Raw genomic sequence first — 17,250 nt, 5'->3', positions numbered from 1 at the left:
CTTTATAAGCGCGTTTCAGCTTATATAGGTAAAAACCCAGAAATGTTGTGAAGACGTAAAGTGTGCATAGTGCAAAAAATTAAAAATAAGACGCCAATTACGTAATACTGTTGTCATTTAATCTGCACAGATTGAAGATAAATGAATACCTTCAGTACCATGATAATGGGGCTGGCGAAGGGTGTCAAGTAAGTTTTTTCGTTTCTACTGAATGACAGTTGTGGCTTGGGAGGTAGTGCAAGAAGTCTACTGATGGCTTTCAAGGCAGTTGAGCTTAATTATTAGAGTAGTAATGTTTATTTTTATATTGACTATTGAGGTTTATTATTTTATAACTAAAAACTTAGTTATTTTAATGAGCTTGAGTTTATAACATATGCCTACGATAAATCAATTAATACGTAAGGGTAGATTAGGATTGACCCATAAGAAAAAGGTACCAGCTTTGGGAGAAAGCAACCCTCAAAGGAGAGGTGTTTGCACTAAGGTGTATACTACAACTCCTAGAAAGCCTAACTCAGCACTCCGTAAAGTAGCCAGAGTAAAAATTAGTGGGTATGGTGAAGTGACGGCTTATATACCTGGTGAAGGTCATAATTTACAAGAACACTCTGTTGTTTTGATACGTGGTGGGCGGGTTAAAGATTTGCCAGGTGTGCGTTATCACATAATAAGAGGTGCCCTTGATCTGCGTGGTGTGCAAAATCGAAAGAAAGCTCGTTCAAAATATGGTGTAAAGAAATCTGGTTAAAGTTTATGGCTCGTCGGAATAAAGCAAAAAAAAGAGAAATAAGTCCTGATTCGCGTTACGGCAGTGTTTTGCTGATGCGTTTCATTAATACAATCATGAAATGTGGTAAAAAATCTACTGCAGAAAAGATTATCTATGACGCTTTGTCTTTAGCTGAAAAGAAAATAGGCGAAGGTGGGTTATCAATTTTTGAGACAGCAGTAGGAAATGTTACTCCTTCTATAGAAGTGCGTTCTCGACGCATTGGTGGTGCAATTTATCAAGTACCTGTTGAAGTTCGACAAGATAGAGCGGTTTCTTTAGCGTTAAGGTGGATTGCTAAAGCAACTTCTGCTGCTCGAAAAAAGAGTGGAAAAACCACTGTTGATTGTTTGCAATCTGAAATACTGGATGCTTATAATAAACGCGGTGGTGCGTTTAAGATGTGCGAAGAAAAATATAAAATGGCTGAAGCTAATAAGGCATTTTCTCATCTTCGTTTTTAATGTTAGCTAATTAATTGTGATATGGAAATTGGAATATCTAAATACAGAAATATAGGGATAATGGCTCACATAGATGCTGGTAAGACTACCACAACAGAGCGTATTTTATTTTATACTGGTAAGCAAAATAGAATTGGTGAAGTGCACGATGGTGCAGCTTCTATGGATTGGATGGAGCAGGAAAAAGAGCGTGGTATTACAATCACATCTGCTGCAACAACATGTTTTTGGAATGATCATAGGGTCAATATAATAGACACTCCTGGTCACGTTGATTTCACTATTGAAGTTGAGAGATCTTTAAGGGTTTTGGATGGTGCAGTTGCTGTATTTGATGGAGTTGCTGGAGTTGAACCTCAATCTGAGACAGTGTGGCGTCAAGCTGATAAATATAGCGTTCCTCGTATCTGCTTTGTTAATAAGATGGATAGAATAGGGGCAAATTTTTATCGATGTGTTGATATGATAAAGACGAAGCTTGGTGCAGCACCTTTAGTTATTCATTTACCAATAGGGAGTGAGAAAGATTTCAAAGGTATAATTGACCTTATTTCTATGAAAGCCATTATATGGCAAGAAGAAACGTTGGGCGCTAAATTTTCTTATGAAGATATTCCTTCTGATTTGCTTGATAAGGCTCAAGAATATCGAAATCTTTTATTAGATGCTGCAGCTGAGATGGATGATGAAGCGATGAATACTTACTTTGAGTCTAATGATCTGCCAGTAGATTTACTGAAAAAATGCGTGAGAAATGGGACCATTAAAGGAAAATTTGTTCCTGTGTTATGTGGATCAGCTTTTAAAAATAAAGGCGTACAACCACTTTTAGATGGTGTGGTTGACTTTTTACCTTCTCCTATTGATGTTGATGTAATTGTTGGAATTGATCCTAAAGATTCAGAAAAGAAAATTGAGGTCAAACCTTCAGAAAAAGAGAAATTTGTTGCTCTTGCATTTAAAGTGATGACGGATAAATTTGTAGGCAGCTTGACGTTTATCCGTATTTATTCTGGTAAATTAAAGTCTAAATCTACCGTTTCAAATGCGTTAAAAAACGAAACTGAAGGGATTGGCAGAATGTTACTTATGCATGCAAATAACCGAGAAGATATAACTGAGGCTAGGGCTGGAGATATAGTTGCTTTAGTTGGGCTAAAGAAAACAACCACCGGAGATACTTTATGTTCTGTTGATTTTCCTATATTATTGGAGCGTATGGAATTTCCTGAGCCTGTTATTGAAATTGCTGTGGAACCTAAAACCACTTCAGATCAGGAAAAATTAGGTATTGCTCTAAATAGGTTGGTTGCAGAAGATCCTTCTTTAAGAATGTCAGTAAATGCGGAAAGTGGCCAGACTATATTGAAAGGCATGGGTGAGCTCCATCTTGAGATTATTGTTGATAGAATGAAGCGCGAATTTAACGTTGAGGCTAACGTCGGTGCTCCTCAGGTTGCATATCGTGAAACTATCACTAAATCTGTTGAAATTGATTACACTCATAAAAAACAATCTGGTGGAGCTGGTCAGTTTGCTAAGGTTAAAATAAAATTTGAACCTCTTGAGCCTGGTTCTGGGTTTCAATTTGAAAGTAAAATTGTAGGTGGTGCTATTCCAAAAGAGTATATTCCTGGGGTAGAAAATGGCTTGGAGTTGATAAAAGAAGGTGGTATAATTTCGGGATTTCCGTTGATTGATTTTAAGGCTACCCTTCTTGATGGTGCTTTTCATGAGGTTGATTCTAGTCCTTTAGCTTTTGAACTTGCTGCTAAAGGTGCTTTTAAAGAGATGGCAAATAAAGCTGGTCCAAAAATGCTGGAGCCTATAATGAAAGTTGAAATCATTACTCCTGAAGAATATATGGGTGATGTTATGGGTGATATAAATAGTAGAAGAGGAAATGTTGCTGATATGCTCGATTTAGGTAATAATAGTAAAATAATTACTGCTTCGGTACCTCTTGCAAATATGTTTGGTTATATCAACGTTTTGCGTTCTATGTCTCAGGGAAGGGCGCAGTATAGTATGCATTTTTCTTGTTATGAGCAAGTGCCACAATATGTGGTTGATGAGTTAAAGTTAGAGTATAATTAAGGGTAATAATTATGACAGCAGTAGTGGAAGCATTTGGAAAGCCGCATGTAAATGTGGGAACAATAGGACATGTGGATCATGGGAAGACGACGTTAACAGCGGCGATAACGAAGCATTATGGAAATTTTGTAGCGTACGATCAGATAGACAAAGCGCCAGAAGAAAGGAAGAGGGGGATAACGATAGCAACAGCGCATGTTGAGTATCAGACAGAGAAAAGGCATTATGCACACGTTGATTGTCCTGGACACGCTGACTATGTAAAGAACATGATAGTAGGTGCAGCACAGATGGATGCGGCGATATTGGTAGTGTCGGGGGTTGATGGGCCAATGCCACAAACGAGAGAGCATATATTGCTGGCGAAGCAGGTAGGTGTTGGATATATCGTGGTGTATATAAATAAAGCTGATGTTGCTGATGCTGATATGATAGATTTAGTAGAAATGGAAGTGAGGGAATTACTGAGTAAATACGGATTTCCAGGGGATGAAGTGCCTGTGGTGGTTGGTTCAGCGCTCAAGGCGCTGGAGGATGACAGCAGCGAATATGGAAAGAAATCAATAGACAAATTGATGGAAAAGTTAGATGAATATGTAGCGGTTCCACCAAGGCCTGTGGATTTACCATTTTTATTGCCAATCGAAGATGTATTTTCGATATCGGGGCGAGGAACAGTGGTAACAGGAAGAATAGAGAAGGGAGAGATAAAGACGGGAGAAGAGATAGAGATAATAGGTCTGAAAGCGACGCAAAAGACGATATGCACAGGTGTAGAAATGTTTAAGAAGTTGCTGGATAAGGGAAGTGCAGGACTCAATGTAGGAATATTGTTAAGAGGAACAAAAAGAGAAGAAGTAGAGAGAGGGCAAGTATTGGCAAAACCGGGGACGATAACGCCGCATAGAAAGTTTAAGGCGGAGGTTTATATATTAAAGAAAGAGGAAGGAGGAAGGCATACACCATTTTTTGCGAATTACCAGCCACAGTTTTATTTAAGGACAACGGATGTAACTGGGAGCATAAAATTGCTAGATGGGAAGGAGATGGTAATGCCAGGAGATAATGTGAGTGTAGAAGTAGAATTGCAAGTACCGATAGCAATGGATAAGGGATTGCGTTTTGCGATAAGAGAAGGCGGTAGAACTGTTGGTTCTGGTGTTGTTTCTGAAATTTTGGAGTGAGAGTTTGAGTTATAGGAGTGTAGCTCAATTGGTAGAGCGCTGGTCTCCAAAACCAGAGGTTGTAGGTTCAATTCCTATCGCTCCTGCATTAATGTTGTGGTGGAAATGTTAAAAAGTTTGTGTGGTTTTTTCTGTGATATAAAGCAAGAAATACGAAGAATTGCTTGGGTAAAGAAACAGGAGGTGTTGTCATCTCTATTTGTTGTAATGATTGTTATATTATGCTTTTCGATTTTCTTCTGTTTTGTGGATTTTATGTCTCTTTACGTAATTAAGGCTTTATTTGGAATTATTTATGGAATGTGAATATAAATGGTATATCATTAAAGTTGATTATGGATATGAGCAAAACATACGCGAATTGGTAAGTAATGCTGTTTATTTTAAGGAAGTGTTTATTCCTTATCAAACGGTATGTAATTCAAAGTCTGATATAAAAGAATTATGTGAAGTGTATGTATATATGCATCTGTGTGATGAAAGCAAAAATATTTTGAATCAAACGCCTGGATTCTGCAGTGGCGAATCTGGTGATTTTGAGATGATTTCAGATGATGAGATAAGTTTAAAGTGTAAAGAATTTAATAGATATAAATGGTATATCTTGAGAGTTGCTTCCAATTGTGAAGAGAAAGTGCGCCAACATATATTGGAAAATTCTATGAGATTGGGTGTTAATGATTACTTTAAGGAAGTTTTTATTCCATATGAAGAGCTAAGTGAAGTAGAGTTGAAATCTAAGAAAATTGCTACACGAAGGAAATGCTTTCCTGGTTATGTCTTTTTATACGTGAATTTATGCGATGAAGTATTGAATTTTATCAATAATATACCAAAATCTCTTAAGGTTTATGGATTTTTGAAAAACGGTAATATTCCAAAGGTGATTTTGGATGATGAGATTCACTCAATGTGTAATGCACTTTATAATGCTCAAGAGACAAAGAAGTTAGGTTATGGTTATGAAAAAGGTGAAAAAGTGAAAATTAATGATGGTCTTTTTCAAAATTTTACTGGTAAGGTAAATATGGTAAACGATGAGAAAAAAATTATTAATGTGGAAGTATCGATTTTAGGTAAGCCGACAATAATAGAGCTTGATCTGGCTCAAGTAGAGAAAATAGAGGATTAATTATGAGTGTTATAGTTGCTAAGATTAACTTACTTATGGAAGCTGGGAAAGCAGTTCCAGGACCGAAAATTGCTTCAGTACTTGGTCCACGTGGTATACCTGTTCCTAAGTTTTGTGAAGCTTTTAATAAAGTTACTAGTGCTGCTAACGCTAATTATAAAGTAGGCGATTTAGTAACAGTGCGAATTTCCATAAAGGATGATCGCTCTCATGATTTTACTGTCAGCGGTCCGCCTGTGGCTTATTTACTTAAGCAGGAGGCTAAATTAAGTAAAAGTTCTGGTAATCCTGGTAAAGAATTAGTGGCTAAATTACCTATGTCTGCTATAATTAAAGTAGCAAAGTGCAAGATGGTTGATATGAAAGTGGATAATGAAGATTCAGCAGTGAAAATGGTTGTAGGCACTGCAAAATCTATGGGTATAGAAGTTGTGGAAGGTTAGGTAAATGAATACATATAATGATAATCCTAAGCAGTGTTTGAAGAAGATTGTTGAGTCTGCTTCAGCAAAATTTAATGAATCAGTTGATATTGCGGTCAATTTAGGCGTAGATTCACGTAAATCTGAAGAGCAGGTGCGTGGTACAGTAGTTTTGCCTAAAGGTATCGGGAAGAATATTAAAGTAGCTGTTTTCGCTCAAGATAAACATTTATTAGAAGCTGAAAAAGCTGGTGCTGATATTGCAGGAGGAGAGGATTTAGTTGAAGAAATAAAAAAAGGTAGAAAGTTAGATGTTGATTGGTGCATTACTACTCCTGATTTTATGGCAAAAATCACTCCTATTGCAAAAGTATTGGGTGCTAAAGGGCTGATGCCTAACCCTAAATTTGGTACTGTGACTTCTAACATTGCAGAAGCTATTAAAACCATTAAGTCTGGTCAGGTAAAATTTAGAACAGATAAAAATGGTGTTATTCATGGTAAATTAGGAAATATTAAATTTGATATTGATGACTTGCTAGAAAATTTAAAAGCCTTTCTTAAAGTAATTAAAGATAATAAACCTATTTCTGCGAAAGGAATTTACTTTAAGGGTGTTTTTTTAAATTCAACTATGGGTAAAGCTTATAAGATAGGCAAAGTGGAAGATATAATTTAAGGGAGTGATACCGTGAAGCGTAAAGATAAGGATGAATTTATACAGAGCACAATAAACGTATTTGTAAATAATGATTTCTTGATATTAGTAAATTTTAAATCTATAAATGCTAATGATTCATTAACTCTGAGGAATAGTCTGAAGTCTATAGCAGGTGGGGTATTAGTAGTTAAAAACACTCTAGCACGCTTGGCTTTGGAAAGGACTGGTAAATTCTCTTATTTATCAGGCAAATTTTCCGGTCCTGTTGCTATTATATACTCTAGTGGCATAGTAGAAGCTGCAAAATTAATAGTTGATTTTACTAATGCTAACAAAGAAAAAATGTCTGTGATTTGCGCAGCTCATTTAAATGAATTGTTAACAGTGGAAGATGTTAATAAACTGGCTAAGTTGCCTTCTCTGGATGAATTGCGTGTTAAAATTATGCGTTTAATATCTTATGATATTCCTGCTCGGTTAGCGTTGTCTATTAATTCATCTTCTATGAGGCTTATGAGAGTTTTGGATTATTATAGTTCTAAAAAATAAATTTGTTGTTAAGTAAGGTGGTAATTATGAGTAATGTAACAAGTGATTTGGTTGATAAAATATTATCTTTAAACCTATTAGAGGCTTCTGAACTTGTAAAAGTTTTAGAAGAGAAAATAGGGTTGCCTGCTGGTTCTTTTCTTGGTGGAGCTGTTGGTGCTGGGGCGCCTATTGGTGATAATGCTGCTGCTCCTGCTGCTCAAGAAAAAGCTGAGTATAAAGTTGTGATTAAAGAAATTGATGCGAGTAAAAAAATAGGAGTTATTAAAGCTGTGAGAGAGGTTAATTCTACATTGGGTTTAAAAGAAGCAAAAGAGTTGGTTGAATCTTTACCTAAAGATTTGACTGCTAATGTTCCTAAAGACGAAGCAGAAAAAATCAAGCAAAAACTTATTGAAGCAGGAGCAACTAAAGTGGAGCTTGAATAATATTTAATGTATTAATTTTATATTGATATAGCTCTTTTAATTAGTTTGGGGTATTTTAATGGTTGATTCTTCTTATATGTACGCTTCTGGTGCTTTTGTTCCTAGAGTTTCTTATTCTAGGTCGATTGATTTAAAAGATTCTTTATTGGATTTGGTTAAGGTTCAAAAAGAATCATATGATTCTTTTACTCCTAAGAATAAGGGTAATGAAAGACTTGAAGTTATCTTTCATACAATCTTTCCAATAAATGATCCTTTGCGTAGGGCTACTATTGAGTTTATAAGTTGTAGGGTAGATGATCCTAAGTATGATGAATCTGAGTGTATAAAGCGTGGTGTAACTTTTTCTGCTCAGGTTATTGCTTCTATACGTCTTGTTGTTATGCAGGATGGTATTTCTCTTGATGAATATAAATCGATTAAAGAGAGTGGAGATCATTCTAAACTTGCAACCGTTGTAAAATCTATAGAAGAGCAGAAAGTCCACTTTTGTGGGTTGCCTATGATGACTGATAAGGGCACTTTCATCATTAATGGTGTGGAAAAAGTTATCGTCTCACAAATGCATAGGTCTCCTGGTGTATTTTTTGATAGCGATAAGGGAAAAACTTACAATTCTGGTAAATTGATCTATTCTGCTAGAATTATTCCTTATAGGGGTTCTTGGCTTGATATTGAATTTGATGTTAAAGACCATTTGTATTTTCGTGTTGATAGAAAAAGAAAATTGCCAATTTCAGTTTTATTAAAGGCGTTGGGTCTATCAAATAATGATATACTCGATAGATTTTATGAGAAAATAAAGTATGTAAAACATAAAGATGGTTGGAAAGTGCCTTTTGTTCCTGATAAATTTAAAGGAGTGAGGCTGCCTTTCGACTTAATGGATATTGAAGGTAATGTGCTGCTTAAAGCTAACGTTCGTATTACCTCAAGACTAGCTAAAAAGCTATATGATAATGAATTGAAAGAGTATCTGGTTCCTTTTAATTCTATATGTGGTTTATTCCTCGCAGAAGATTTAATGGATAGTGCTAGCTCTACGAAAATTTTATCTGCTGGTGAATCTATAAAGCTGGAAGACATAAAGAAGCTTGAGTTATTATCTGTAGATGAAATATCAGTGTTGAACATAGATAATTTGTTTGTTGGACCTTATATATTAAATACGCTTTTCTTAGATGAAAACATGTCTTATCAGGATGCACTATATGAAATATATAGAGTTTTGCGTCCTGGTGAAGTTCCTGTTTTAGAGATAGTAGAAGAGTTTTTCCGTAATCTTTTCTTCAGTCCGGAATATTATGATTTGTCTAACATTGGTAGGTTGAAGCTTAACTCTTACCTTGGATTAAATTATGATGAGGATTTAACTGTTTTAACGCATGAAGATATTATTGAAATTGTGAAAAAAATAGTATTGTTACGTGACGGTCAAGGATCTGTAGATGATATTGATCATTTAGGAAACAGAAGAGTAAGATCAGTTGGAGAGTTTATAGAAAATCAATTTAGAACTGGGTTGTTGAAATTGGAACGCGCAATAGTTGATTCTATGTCCACTTCTAGTTTAGATAAAGTTTCTCCATCTGATTTTATTAATCCAAAAGTGTTAACTAATGTCTTAAGAGATTTCTTCAATTCTTCTCAATTATCTCAATTTATGGATCAGACTAATCCGTTATCTGAAATAACACATAAAAGAAGGTTATCCGCGTTAGGTCCTGGCGGTTTAACAAGAGAACGGGCAGGATTTGAGGTGCGTGATGTTCATCCAACTCATTATGGAAGAATTTGCCCTATTGAGACTCCTGAAGGGCAAAATATAGGGTTAATCAACAGCTTAGCTATATACGCGCGTATTAATAAATATGGTTTCATTGAAAGCCCTTATAGAAAAGTAGTCAATAGGGTTGTTACTGATCAAATTGAGTATCTTTCTGCTATAGACGAAGGCTCACATCATATAGCTGACACTAGCGTAAAGCTTGATGAAAATAATTGCTTTGTTGATGACATGCTATACTGTAGATATGCTGGTAGCTTCGTCATGGTAAGTAGCGACCAAGTTAGTTACATTGACGTATCTCCTAAGCAGGTAATATCAGTTGCAGCTTCCTTGATTCCATTTTTAGAAAATGATGATGCTAATAGAGCATTAATGGGCTCAAATATGCAACGTCAGGCCGTACCTTTATTGAAGCCTACCGCTCCTCTGGTTGCTACTGGTATGGAGTCTTTTGTAGCTTCTGGCTCTGGTGCTGTAGTTTTAGCAAAACGCGATGGCATAGTTGATAGTTCTGATAGTAACTCTATAGTTATACGTGCTTTTGATAAAGAAAGGGTTAACTACTTGGACGTAGATATTTATCATCTAAGGAAATTTCAGCGTTCTAACCATAATACTTGTATTAATCAAAGACCGCTAGTGTGCGTAGGTGATTATGTTAAAAAGGGTGATGTAATAGCTGATGGTCCTGCAATTAACAGTGGTGAGTTGGCGCTTGGTAAAAATTTGCTAGTCGCTTTTATGTCTTGGCAAGGTTATAATTTTGAAGACTCTATTATTATTTCTAGTGAAGTTGTTAAAAAAGATCTCTTTACTTCTATTCATATAGAAGAATTTGACTGTGTTGTACATGATACCCCTTTAGGATCAGAAAAAATAACTCGTGCTATACCTGGTGTTAATGAAGAAAATCTATATCACTTGGATGATAGTGGTATAGTGAAAATTGGTACAAGAGTTGGTCCAGGCTATATTCTGGTAGGTAAAGTTACACCTAAACCTTCTCTTTCATTGCCTCCTGAAACGAAGTTATTAATGACAATTTTTGGTGAAAAGTCATTCGATTGTGCGGATTCCTCTTTATATACATCTCCAGATGTTGAAGGGACAGTAATTGATGTACAAGTCTTTACACGCAGGGGGGTTGAAGAAAATGAAAGGGCATTACTCATCAAACAAAAAGAGATAAATGACTTTGAGGAAGAGCGAGATTATATAATCAATGTTACTAGTGAATATTTCTATGATGAACTGAAGAAACTTCTTATTAATTCTGGTTCTCAAGATCGAGAAAAATTTGACTCTATTGAACATGAGCAATGGTGGGGTATAGGATTAAAAAACCAATCCATTTCTGAGCAAGTTAAGAGCTTAAAAAAAGATTTTGATGAAAAAGTATCACATGCAATAGCACAGTTTAAGCGAAAAGTAGAAAAATTACATGAAGGTTATGACCTGCCTCAAGGTGTGTCGATGTCAGTAAAAGTTTTCATTGCTGTGAAACATAGTCTGCAACCAGGGGATAAAATGGCTGGTAGACATGGAAATAAAGGTGTGATTTCTCGAGTTGTGCCAGTGGAAGATATGCCTTATTTGGAAGATGGTACTCCTGTTGATATTATTCTTAACCCTCTTGGTGTTCCTTCACGAATGAATGTAGGGCAAATACTGGAAACGCATGTAGGTTGGGCTTGTAGAAAATTAGGGGAAAAGGTAAGTAATATTCTCGATGAGATCAATAAGATCAAAAGTGCTTTTTGCAAGGGAATTAGGTCCCTTAACGATGATAATTTTACACAATTTGCAGTAGCATACCTTGATAATAAAAAAATTGAAAATATTGATGATGATGAAATAACGGCTTCTGTTTTAAATACACCTAATAAGAATGCACTAAATGACGAGTTGAATGAGTTAGTAGAGAACTATTTGAACTCTTGTAAAAGTTCATACAGCAATTTACGTAACTTCCTGATTGAGGTTTATAGCTATGGCAGTAACGTATCTATCTGTAATGATATTCGTAATATTAGTGATAATAATCTCATTGAATTTGCACGCAAATTACGTGATGGCGTTCCTGTTGCTGCACCTGTATTTGAGGGTCCAAAAGATGAACAAATAGCAAAATTATTTGAACTTGCTGGTTTAGATAACTCTGGACAAGCTGTATTATATGACGGTTGCAGTGGTGAAAAATTCGACCGCAAGGTTACAGTTGGTTACATGTACATGCTTAAGTTGCACCACTTGGTTGATGGTAAAATTCATGCGCGTTCAGTAGGGCCTTATAGTTTGGTTACTCAACAACCTCTTGGAGGAAAATCTCATTTTGGTGGTCAGCGTTTTGGTGAAATGGAATGTTGGGCATTACAAGCCTATGGTGCTGCTTATACTTTGCAGGAAATGTTAACTGTGAAGTCTGATGATATTAATGGTAGAGTTAAGATTTATGAATCGATAATAAAAGGTGACAGTAATTTTGAATGTGGAATTCCTGAATCCTTTAATGTGATGATAAAAGAACTACGTTCTTTATGTTTAAATGTAGATTTAAAGCAAAATGATGTAGTGATTGAAGATATATCTCACACTAACATTGCACAACCTTTTAATGAGGTTAGCATATCGATTGCTAGCCCTGAAAGTATTAAACGTATATCTTGTGGTGAGATAGAAGATGTTTCAACTGCAAATTATCGTACGTTCAAAGTTGAGAAAGGTGGATTATTTTGCCCTAAGGTTTTTGGCCCTGTCAATGACGATGAATGTTTATGTGGAAAATACAAAAAAAGAAGACACAGAGGTCGCATATGCGAAAAATGCGGAGTAGAAGTTACATCTTCTAAAGTAAGAAGAGAAAGGATGGGTCATATAGAGCTTGCATCTCCTGTTGCTCATATATGGTTTTTGAAATCGCTTCCTTCAAGAATTGGAGCATTATTGGATATGTCTCTCAGAGATATTGAGAATATTTTATATAGCGATAATTATATCGTAATAGATCCTCTTGTTTCGCCTTTTGAAAAAGGTGAGATTATTAGTGAAAAAGCTTATAATGAAGCTAAAGATAGCTATGGGATCGATAGTTTTGTAGCTATGCAAGGTGTTGAAGCTATAAGAGAGTTGCTAACGCGCCTTGATTTACATGAAATTAGGAAGGATTTAAGACTAGAATTAGAATCTGTTGCTTCTGAGATAAGAAGAAAGAAAATTATAAAGAGATTGCGTATTGTTGAAAACTTCATTAAATCTGGAAATAGGCCTGAGTGGATGATACTTACAACTATACCTATTTTACCACCTGATTTGCGTCCTTTGGTATCGCTTGAGAGTGGTCGTCCTGCAGTTTCTGATCTGAATCATCATTATAGGGCTATTATTAATAGAAATAACAGGTTGAGGAAATTGTTGAGCTTAAATCCTCCTGAGATTATGATTCGTAATGAAAAAAGGATGTTACAAGAAGCAGTTGATTCTCTTTTTGATAATAGTCGTCGTAATACTTTGGTAAATAAAGCTGGTGCTGTTGGATATAAAAAGTCCATTAGTGATATGTTAAAAGGAAAACAGGGTCGTTTTCGCCAGAACCTCTTAGGAAAAAGGGTAGACTACTCTGGACGTTCTGTAATAGTTGTTGGTCCAACTTTGAAACTAAATCAGTGTGGATTACCAAAAAGAATGGCTCTTGAACTATTCAAACCTTTTGTTTACTCAAAGCTTAAGATGTATGGTATGGCTCCAACTATTAAGTTTGCTAGTAAGTTGATAAGAGCAGAAAAACCAGAAGTTTGGGATATGCTTGAAGAGGTAATAAAAGAGCATCCTGTTTTGTTGAATAGAGCGCCTACGCTACATAGACTTGGTATTCAGGCTTTTGAGCCAATCCTTATTGAAGGCAAAGCAATACAGCTTCATCCGCTTGTCTGTACGGCGTTTAATGCTGATTTTGATGGTGATCAAATGGCAGTGCATGTGCCAATTTCATTGGAAGCTCAGCTTGAAGCTAGGGTGTTGATGATGTCCACTAATAACGTTTTAAGTCCTTCTAATGGCAGACCGATTATAGTTCCTAGTAAAGATATAGTACTTGGTATATATTATCTGACTTTACAAGAACCTAAGGAAGATAATTTACCATCTTTTGGTGCTTTTTGTGAAGTTGAGCATTCCTTGAGTGATGGTACTTTACATATTCATTCTAGTATAAAGTATAGGATGGAGTATATTAATAGCAGCGGTGAAACTCACTATAAAACTGTTTGTACAACTCCTGGCCGTTTAATATTATGGCAAATTTTTCCTAAGCATGAGAATCTAGGCTTCGATCTAATAAATCAGATATTAACAGTCAAGGAAATAACTGGTATACTTGATTTGGTATATCGTAACTGTGGTCAAAGTGCTACAGTGGCATTTTCTGATAAATTAATGGTACTTGGCTTTGAGTATGCCACATTTTCTGGTGTCTCTTTTGGTCGTTGTGATATGGTTATACCTGAAACTAAAGCTACACATGTTGATCACGCGAGGGGTGAAATTAAGAAATTCTCTATGCAATATCAAGATGGGCTAATAACTAGAAGTGAGAGGTATAACAAGGTTATAGATGAATGGTCTAAGTGTACGGATATGATAGCTAATGATATGTTAAAAGCAATATCTATATATGATGGAAATAGTAAGTACAACTCAGTGTATATGATGGTTAACTCTGGTGCAAGGGGTTCTACTTCACAGATGAAACAGCTAGCAGGAATGCGAGGGCTCATGACCAAACCTTCTGGTGAGATTATAGAAACACCTATAATTTCTAATTTCCGTGAAGGATTGAACGTATTTGAATACTTTAATTCTACTCACGGTGCGCGTAAAGGTTTAGCTGACACTGCACTTAAAACTGCAAACTCTGGATACTTAACTCGTCGTTTAGTTGATGTATCTCAAAATTGCATAGTTACAAAGCATGACTGTAAAACAAAAAATGGTCTTGTTGTGAGAGCTACAGTTGAAGGAAGTACTATAGTTGCATCTCTAGAGAGTGTTGTGCTGGGTAGAACAGCTGCAAATGATATATATAACCCAGTGACAAAAGAATTATTAGTAAAAGCAGGGGAATTAATTGATGAGGATAAAGTAAAGCAAATCAGCATTGCAGGTCTTGATGTTGTAAAAATTAGATCGCCTTTAACTTGTGAAATAAGTCCTGGTGTATGTTCTTTATGTTATGGAAGAGACCTTGCAACTGGTAAAATTGTTTCAATAGGTGAAGCAGTTGGTGTTATAGCTGCTCAATCTGTTGGAGAGCCAGGTACTCAGTTAACGATGCGTACTTTTCATATAGGTGGAGTAATGACTAGAGGCGTTGAATCCTCGAATATTATAGCTTCTATTAATGCTAAAATAAAGTTAAACAATAGTAATATAATTATAGATAGAAACGGAAATAAAATTGTGATAAGCCGTTCCTGTGAAGTCGTGTTGATTGATAGCCTTGGTAGTGAGAAGTTGAAGCACAGTGTACCTTACGGCGCTAAGCTTTATGTAGATGAGAGTGGGTCAGTAAAAATTGGCGATAAAGTTGCGGAATGGGATCCTTATACATTGCCTATTATCACGGAGAAGACTGGTACAGTGTCTTATCAGGACTTAAAAGATGGAATTTCGATCACTGAAGTGATGGATGAATCTACAGGAATATCAAGCAAAGTAGTAAAAGACTGGAAATTGCATTCTGGTGGAGCTAATTTACGTCCTCGTATTGTGCTGCTTGACGATAATGGTAAAGTAATGACACTCGCAAGTGGCGTTGAAGCATGTTATTTTATACCAATCGGTGCAGTGCTCAATGTACAAGATGGCCAGAAGGTTCATGCAGGTGATGTTATTACAAGAACACCAAGAGAGTCAGTTAAAACTCGTGATATTACTGGTGGTTTACCGAGGGTTATAGAGTTATTTGAAGCACGTCGTCCTAAAGAGCATGCTATTGTTAGTGAGATAGATGGCTATGTAGCGTTTTCTGAAAAAGACCGTAGAGGAAAACGCAGTATATTAATTAAACCTGTAGATGAACAAATTTCTCCAGTTGAATATTTGGTATCAAGAAGTAAGCATGTAATAGTCAATGAAGGTGATTTTGTACGTAAAGGTGATCTATTGATGGATGGTGACCCTGATCTCCATGATATTTTACGTGTGCTTGGGTTAGAAGCTTTAGCGCACTATATGATTTCTGAAATACAGCAAGTTTATAGATTGCAGGGTGTTCGTATAGACAATAAGCATTTAGAGGTGATCTTAAAACAAATGCTACAAAAAGTGGAAATTACTGATCCTGGTGATACTATGTACTTGGTTGGCGAAAGCATTGACAAGCTGGAAGTTGATAGGGAAAATGATGCTATGAGTAACTCTGGCAAACGGTCTACTCATTATCTTCCTATTCTGCAGGGGATTACTAGGGCAAGTCTTGAAACTAGCTCCTTTATTTCTGCTGCCTCTTTCCAAGAGACAACAAAAGTACTTACAGAAGCAGCATTCTGCGGGAAGAGTGATCCTTTAAGTGGATTAAAAGAAAATGTTATAGTAGGAAGATTAATTCCTGCTGGTACAGGTTTGATTATGAATAAGATCAGAGCACTTTCACTTTGTGATAATGTGGATAAATATGAAAAATATTTTGATATTGAAACTTATGACGAGGAATGGTTGATGGATAATGGTTGTCATTTACACTCTGGTGAGGAAGAGAGCGTAGTGGCATACGATCAGTCGAATTGAGTACAGCTAGTGTGTCTCTTGACCAAAAAAGCCAATAATATTTTCTTTCACTTCTGTGCTATCTGTCATGTTATTTACTCTCACACGAAATTCAGATGAGCCTTGAAGCCCGCTACTGTACCAACCTATGTGTTTGCGGGCCATCTTTATTCCTGTGTCATTTCCATAGTACTCAAGAATATTGTCGTAATGCTCGAGTATGATGCTTAATCTCTCTGAAGCTGTTGGCTCAGAAGTTTCACTTCCACTGAGAAAGTTCATTGCTTGATTAATCAGCCAAGGTTTACCGTAGGCACCACGACCTATCATCACTCCGTCTGCTCCAGATTCTTTGAGAGCATTCTGAATATCATTTAAATTTTTAATATCGCCATTTACTATAACTGGAATTTTCACTTGCTCTTTAACATTTCTAACGAATTTCCAATCTGCTTGACCATTATAAAGCTGCGCTCTTGTTCTTCCATGCACAGTGATCATTTTTGCTCCTAAGTCTTCGGCAATTTTCGCAAGTCTCGGGGCATTGCGATTTTCATCGTTCCATCCAGTGCGCATTTTCACCGTAACTGGCATATTCACTGCTTTGACCACAGCTTCAATTATCTCAGCGGCTTTTTTCTCATCACGCATTAGCGCTGATCCTGCATAACCGTTTACAACTTTTTTAACAGGGCAACCAAAGTTTATGTCTATAATTTTTGCTCCCATGTCCTCGTTTAATTTTGCAGCCTCCGCCATAACATCTGGCTCACACCCAGCAAGCTGCACAGCAGTTAATGCATCGACTTTTGCTTTTTGCAAACTCTGGCGAGTTTGCATAATCATAGCTCTGCTTGCGATCATCTCTGAAACTAACAAACTTGCACCAAGTTTCTTCACAATACTTCTAAACGGATAATCAGTCACTCCAGACATTGGAGCTAAAATAACTGGAGAATCAATTGTCAAATTTCCTACTTGTAGGGACAT

Annotated in this window: 12 protein-coding genes and 1 tRNA gene; 12 read left to right on the top strand and 1 reads right to left on the bottom strand. The window is 36.2% G+C overall.

From position 1 onward, the window contains the following. Positions 1-376 precede the first annotated feature (376 nt). From rpsL to AAGD66_RS05000, 12 genes are all read left to right on the top strand, one after another. Positions 377-751, top strand: a complete 375-nt coding sequence (rpsL, locus tag AAGD66_RS05055) for a 30S ribosomal protein S12 (RefSeq protein ID WP_006279787.1) — start codon at positions 377-379, stop codon at positions 749-751. Between the two features lie 5 nt (positions 752-756). Further along, positions 757-1,236 (top strand): 30S ribosomal protein S7, encoded by a 480-nt coding sequence (gene rpsG, locus AAGD66_RS05050; protein WP_341814439.1) that lies wholly within the window; start codon positions 757-759, stop codon positions 1,234-1,236. Between the two features lie 21 nt (positions 1,237-1,257). Further along, the gene (gene fusA, locus AAGD66_RS05045; RefSeq protein ID WP_010962308.1) at positions 1,258-3,333 is read left to right on the top strand and encodes an elongation factor G; all 2,076 of its coding nucleotides are present in this window, start codon (positions 1,258-1,260) and stop codon (positions 3,331-3,333) included. An 11-nt stretch (positions 3,334-3,344) separates the two neighbouring features. Continuing rightward, positions 3,345-4,517 carry an elongation factor Tu gene (gene tuf / locus AAGD66_RS05040; RefSeq protein WP_010962309.1) on the top strand — a complete coding sequence of 391 codons (1,173 nt, stop codon included), beginning with the start codon at positions 3,345-3,347 and terminating at the stop codon, positions 4,515-4,517. A gap of 13 nt (positions 4,518-4,530) precedes the next feature. After that, positions 4,531-4,603 (top strand) — tRNA-Trp (locus AAGD66_RS05035). A 19-nt stretch (positions 4,604-4,622) separates the two neighbouring features. Next, entirely contained in the window at positions 4,623-4,823 is a 201-nt protein-coding gene (gene secE, locus AAGD66_RS05030) for a preprotein translocase subunit SecE (protein WP_022626186.1), read from the top strand. Next, positions 4,813-5,649, top strand: coding sequence for a transcription termination/antitermination protein NusG (gene nusG, locus AAGD66_RS05025; protein ID WP_070356705.1), 837 nt, complete (start codon positions 4,813-4,815; stop codon positions 5,647-5,649). The genes secE and nusG overlap by 11 nt, the downstream gene beginning before the upstream one ends. Before the next feature lie 2 nt (positions 5,650-5,651). Then, positions 5,652-6,092: a 50S ribosomal protein L11 gene (locus AAGD66_RS05020; RefSeq protein ID WP_006279541.1), complete on the top strand. Its 441-nt coding sequence runs from the start codon at positions 5,652-5,654 to the stop codon at positions 6,090-6,092. 4 nt (positions 6,093-6,096) lie between these two features. Further along, positions 6,097-6,750 carry a 50S ribosomal protein L1 gene (rplA, locus tag AAGD66_RS05015; RefSeq protein ID WP_065094732.1) on the top strand — a complete coding sequence of 218 codons (654 nt, stop codon included), beginning with the start codon at positions 6,097-6,099 and terminating at the stop codon, positions 6,748-6,750. Positions 6,751-6,762: 12 nt separating this feature from the next. After that, complete coding sequence (rplJ, locus tag AAGD66_RS05010; RefSeq protein ID WP_006279539.1) at positions 6,763-7,281, top strand: 50S ribosomal protein L10; 519 nt, start codon at positions 6,763-6,765, stop codon at positions 7,279-7,281. Positions 7,282-7,307: 26 nt separating this feature from the next. After that, positions 7,308-7,709, top strand: a complete 402-nt coding sequence (gene rplL / locus AAGD66_RS05005) for a 50S ribosomal protein L7/L12 (RefSeq protein WP_007551887.1) — start codon at positions 7,308-7,310, stop codon at positions 7,707-7,709. Between the two features lie 58 nt (positions 7,710-7,767). After that, positions 7,768-16,281 (top strand): DNA-directed RNA polymerase subunit beta/beta', encoded by an 8,514-nt coding sequence (locus AAGD66_RS05000; RefSeq protein ID WP_341814438.1) that lies wholly within the window; start codon positions 7,768-7,770, stop codon positions 16,279-16,281. 6 nt (positions 16,282-16,287) lie between these two features. Here AAGD66_RS05000 and dusB read toward each other — a convergent pair whose 3' ends face one another. After that, the gene (gene dusB, locus AAGD66_RS04995) at positions 16,288-17,250 is read right to left on the bottom strand and encodes a tRNA dihydrouridine synthase DusB (protein WP_012673040.1); all 963 of its coding nucleotides are present in this window, start codon (positions 17,248-17,250) and stop codon (positions 16,288-16,290) included.

Source organism: Wolbachia endosymbiont (group A) of Dendrolimus pini (assembly GCF_964026835.1).
GTDB lineage: Bacteria > Pseudomonadota > Alphaproteobacteria > Rickettsiales > Anaplasmataceae > Wolbachia > Wolbachia pipientis.
Note: the sequence above shows the minus strand (reverse complement) of the source record. Positions and strands in the feature narration are given on the sequence as shown.

Coding starts and splice junctions, on each gene's coding strand:
- rpsL (WP_006279787.1), top strand. CDS start 377: ATGCCTACGATAAATCAATTAATACGTAAGGGTAGATTAGGATTGACC.
- rpsG (WP_341814439.1), top strand. CDS start 757: ATGGCTCGTCGGAATAAAGCAAAAAAAAGAGAAATAAGTCCTGATTCG.
- fusA (WP_010962308.1), top strand. CDS start 1,258: ATGGAAATTGGAATATCTAAATACAGAAATATAGGGATAATGGCTCAC.
- tuf (WP_010962309.1), top strand. CDS start 3,345: ATGACAGCAGTAGTGGAAGCATTTGGAAAGCCGCATGTAAATGTGGGA.
- secE (WP_022626186.1), top strand. CDS start 4,623: ATGTTAAAAAGTTTGTGTGGTTTTTTCTGTGATATAAAGCAAGAAATA.
- nusG (WP_070356705.1), top strand. CDS start 4,813: ATGGAATGTGAATATAAATGGTATATCATTAAAGTTGATTATGGATAT.
- AAGD66_RS05020 (WP_006279541.1), top strand. CDS start 5,652: ATGAGTGTTATAGTTGCTAAGATTAACTTACTTATGGAAGCTGGGAAA.
- rplA (WP_065094732.1), top strand. CDS start 6,097: ATGAATACATATAATGATAATCCTAAGCAGTGTTTGAAGAAGATTGTT.
- rplL (WP_007551887.1), top strand. CDS start 7,308: ATGAGTAATGTAACAAGTGATTTGGTTGATAAAATATTATCTTTAAAC.
- AAGD66_RS05000 (WP_341814438.1), top strand. CDS start 7,768: ATGGTTGATTCTTCTTATATGTACGCTTCTGGTGCTTTTGTTCCTAGA.
- dusB (WP_012673040.1), bottom strand. CDS start 17,250: ATGTCCCTACAAGTAGGAAATTTGACAATTGATTCTCCAGTTATTTTA.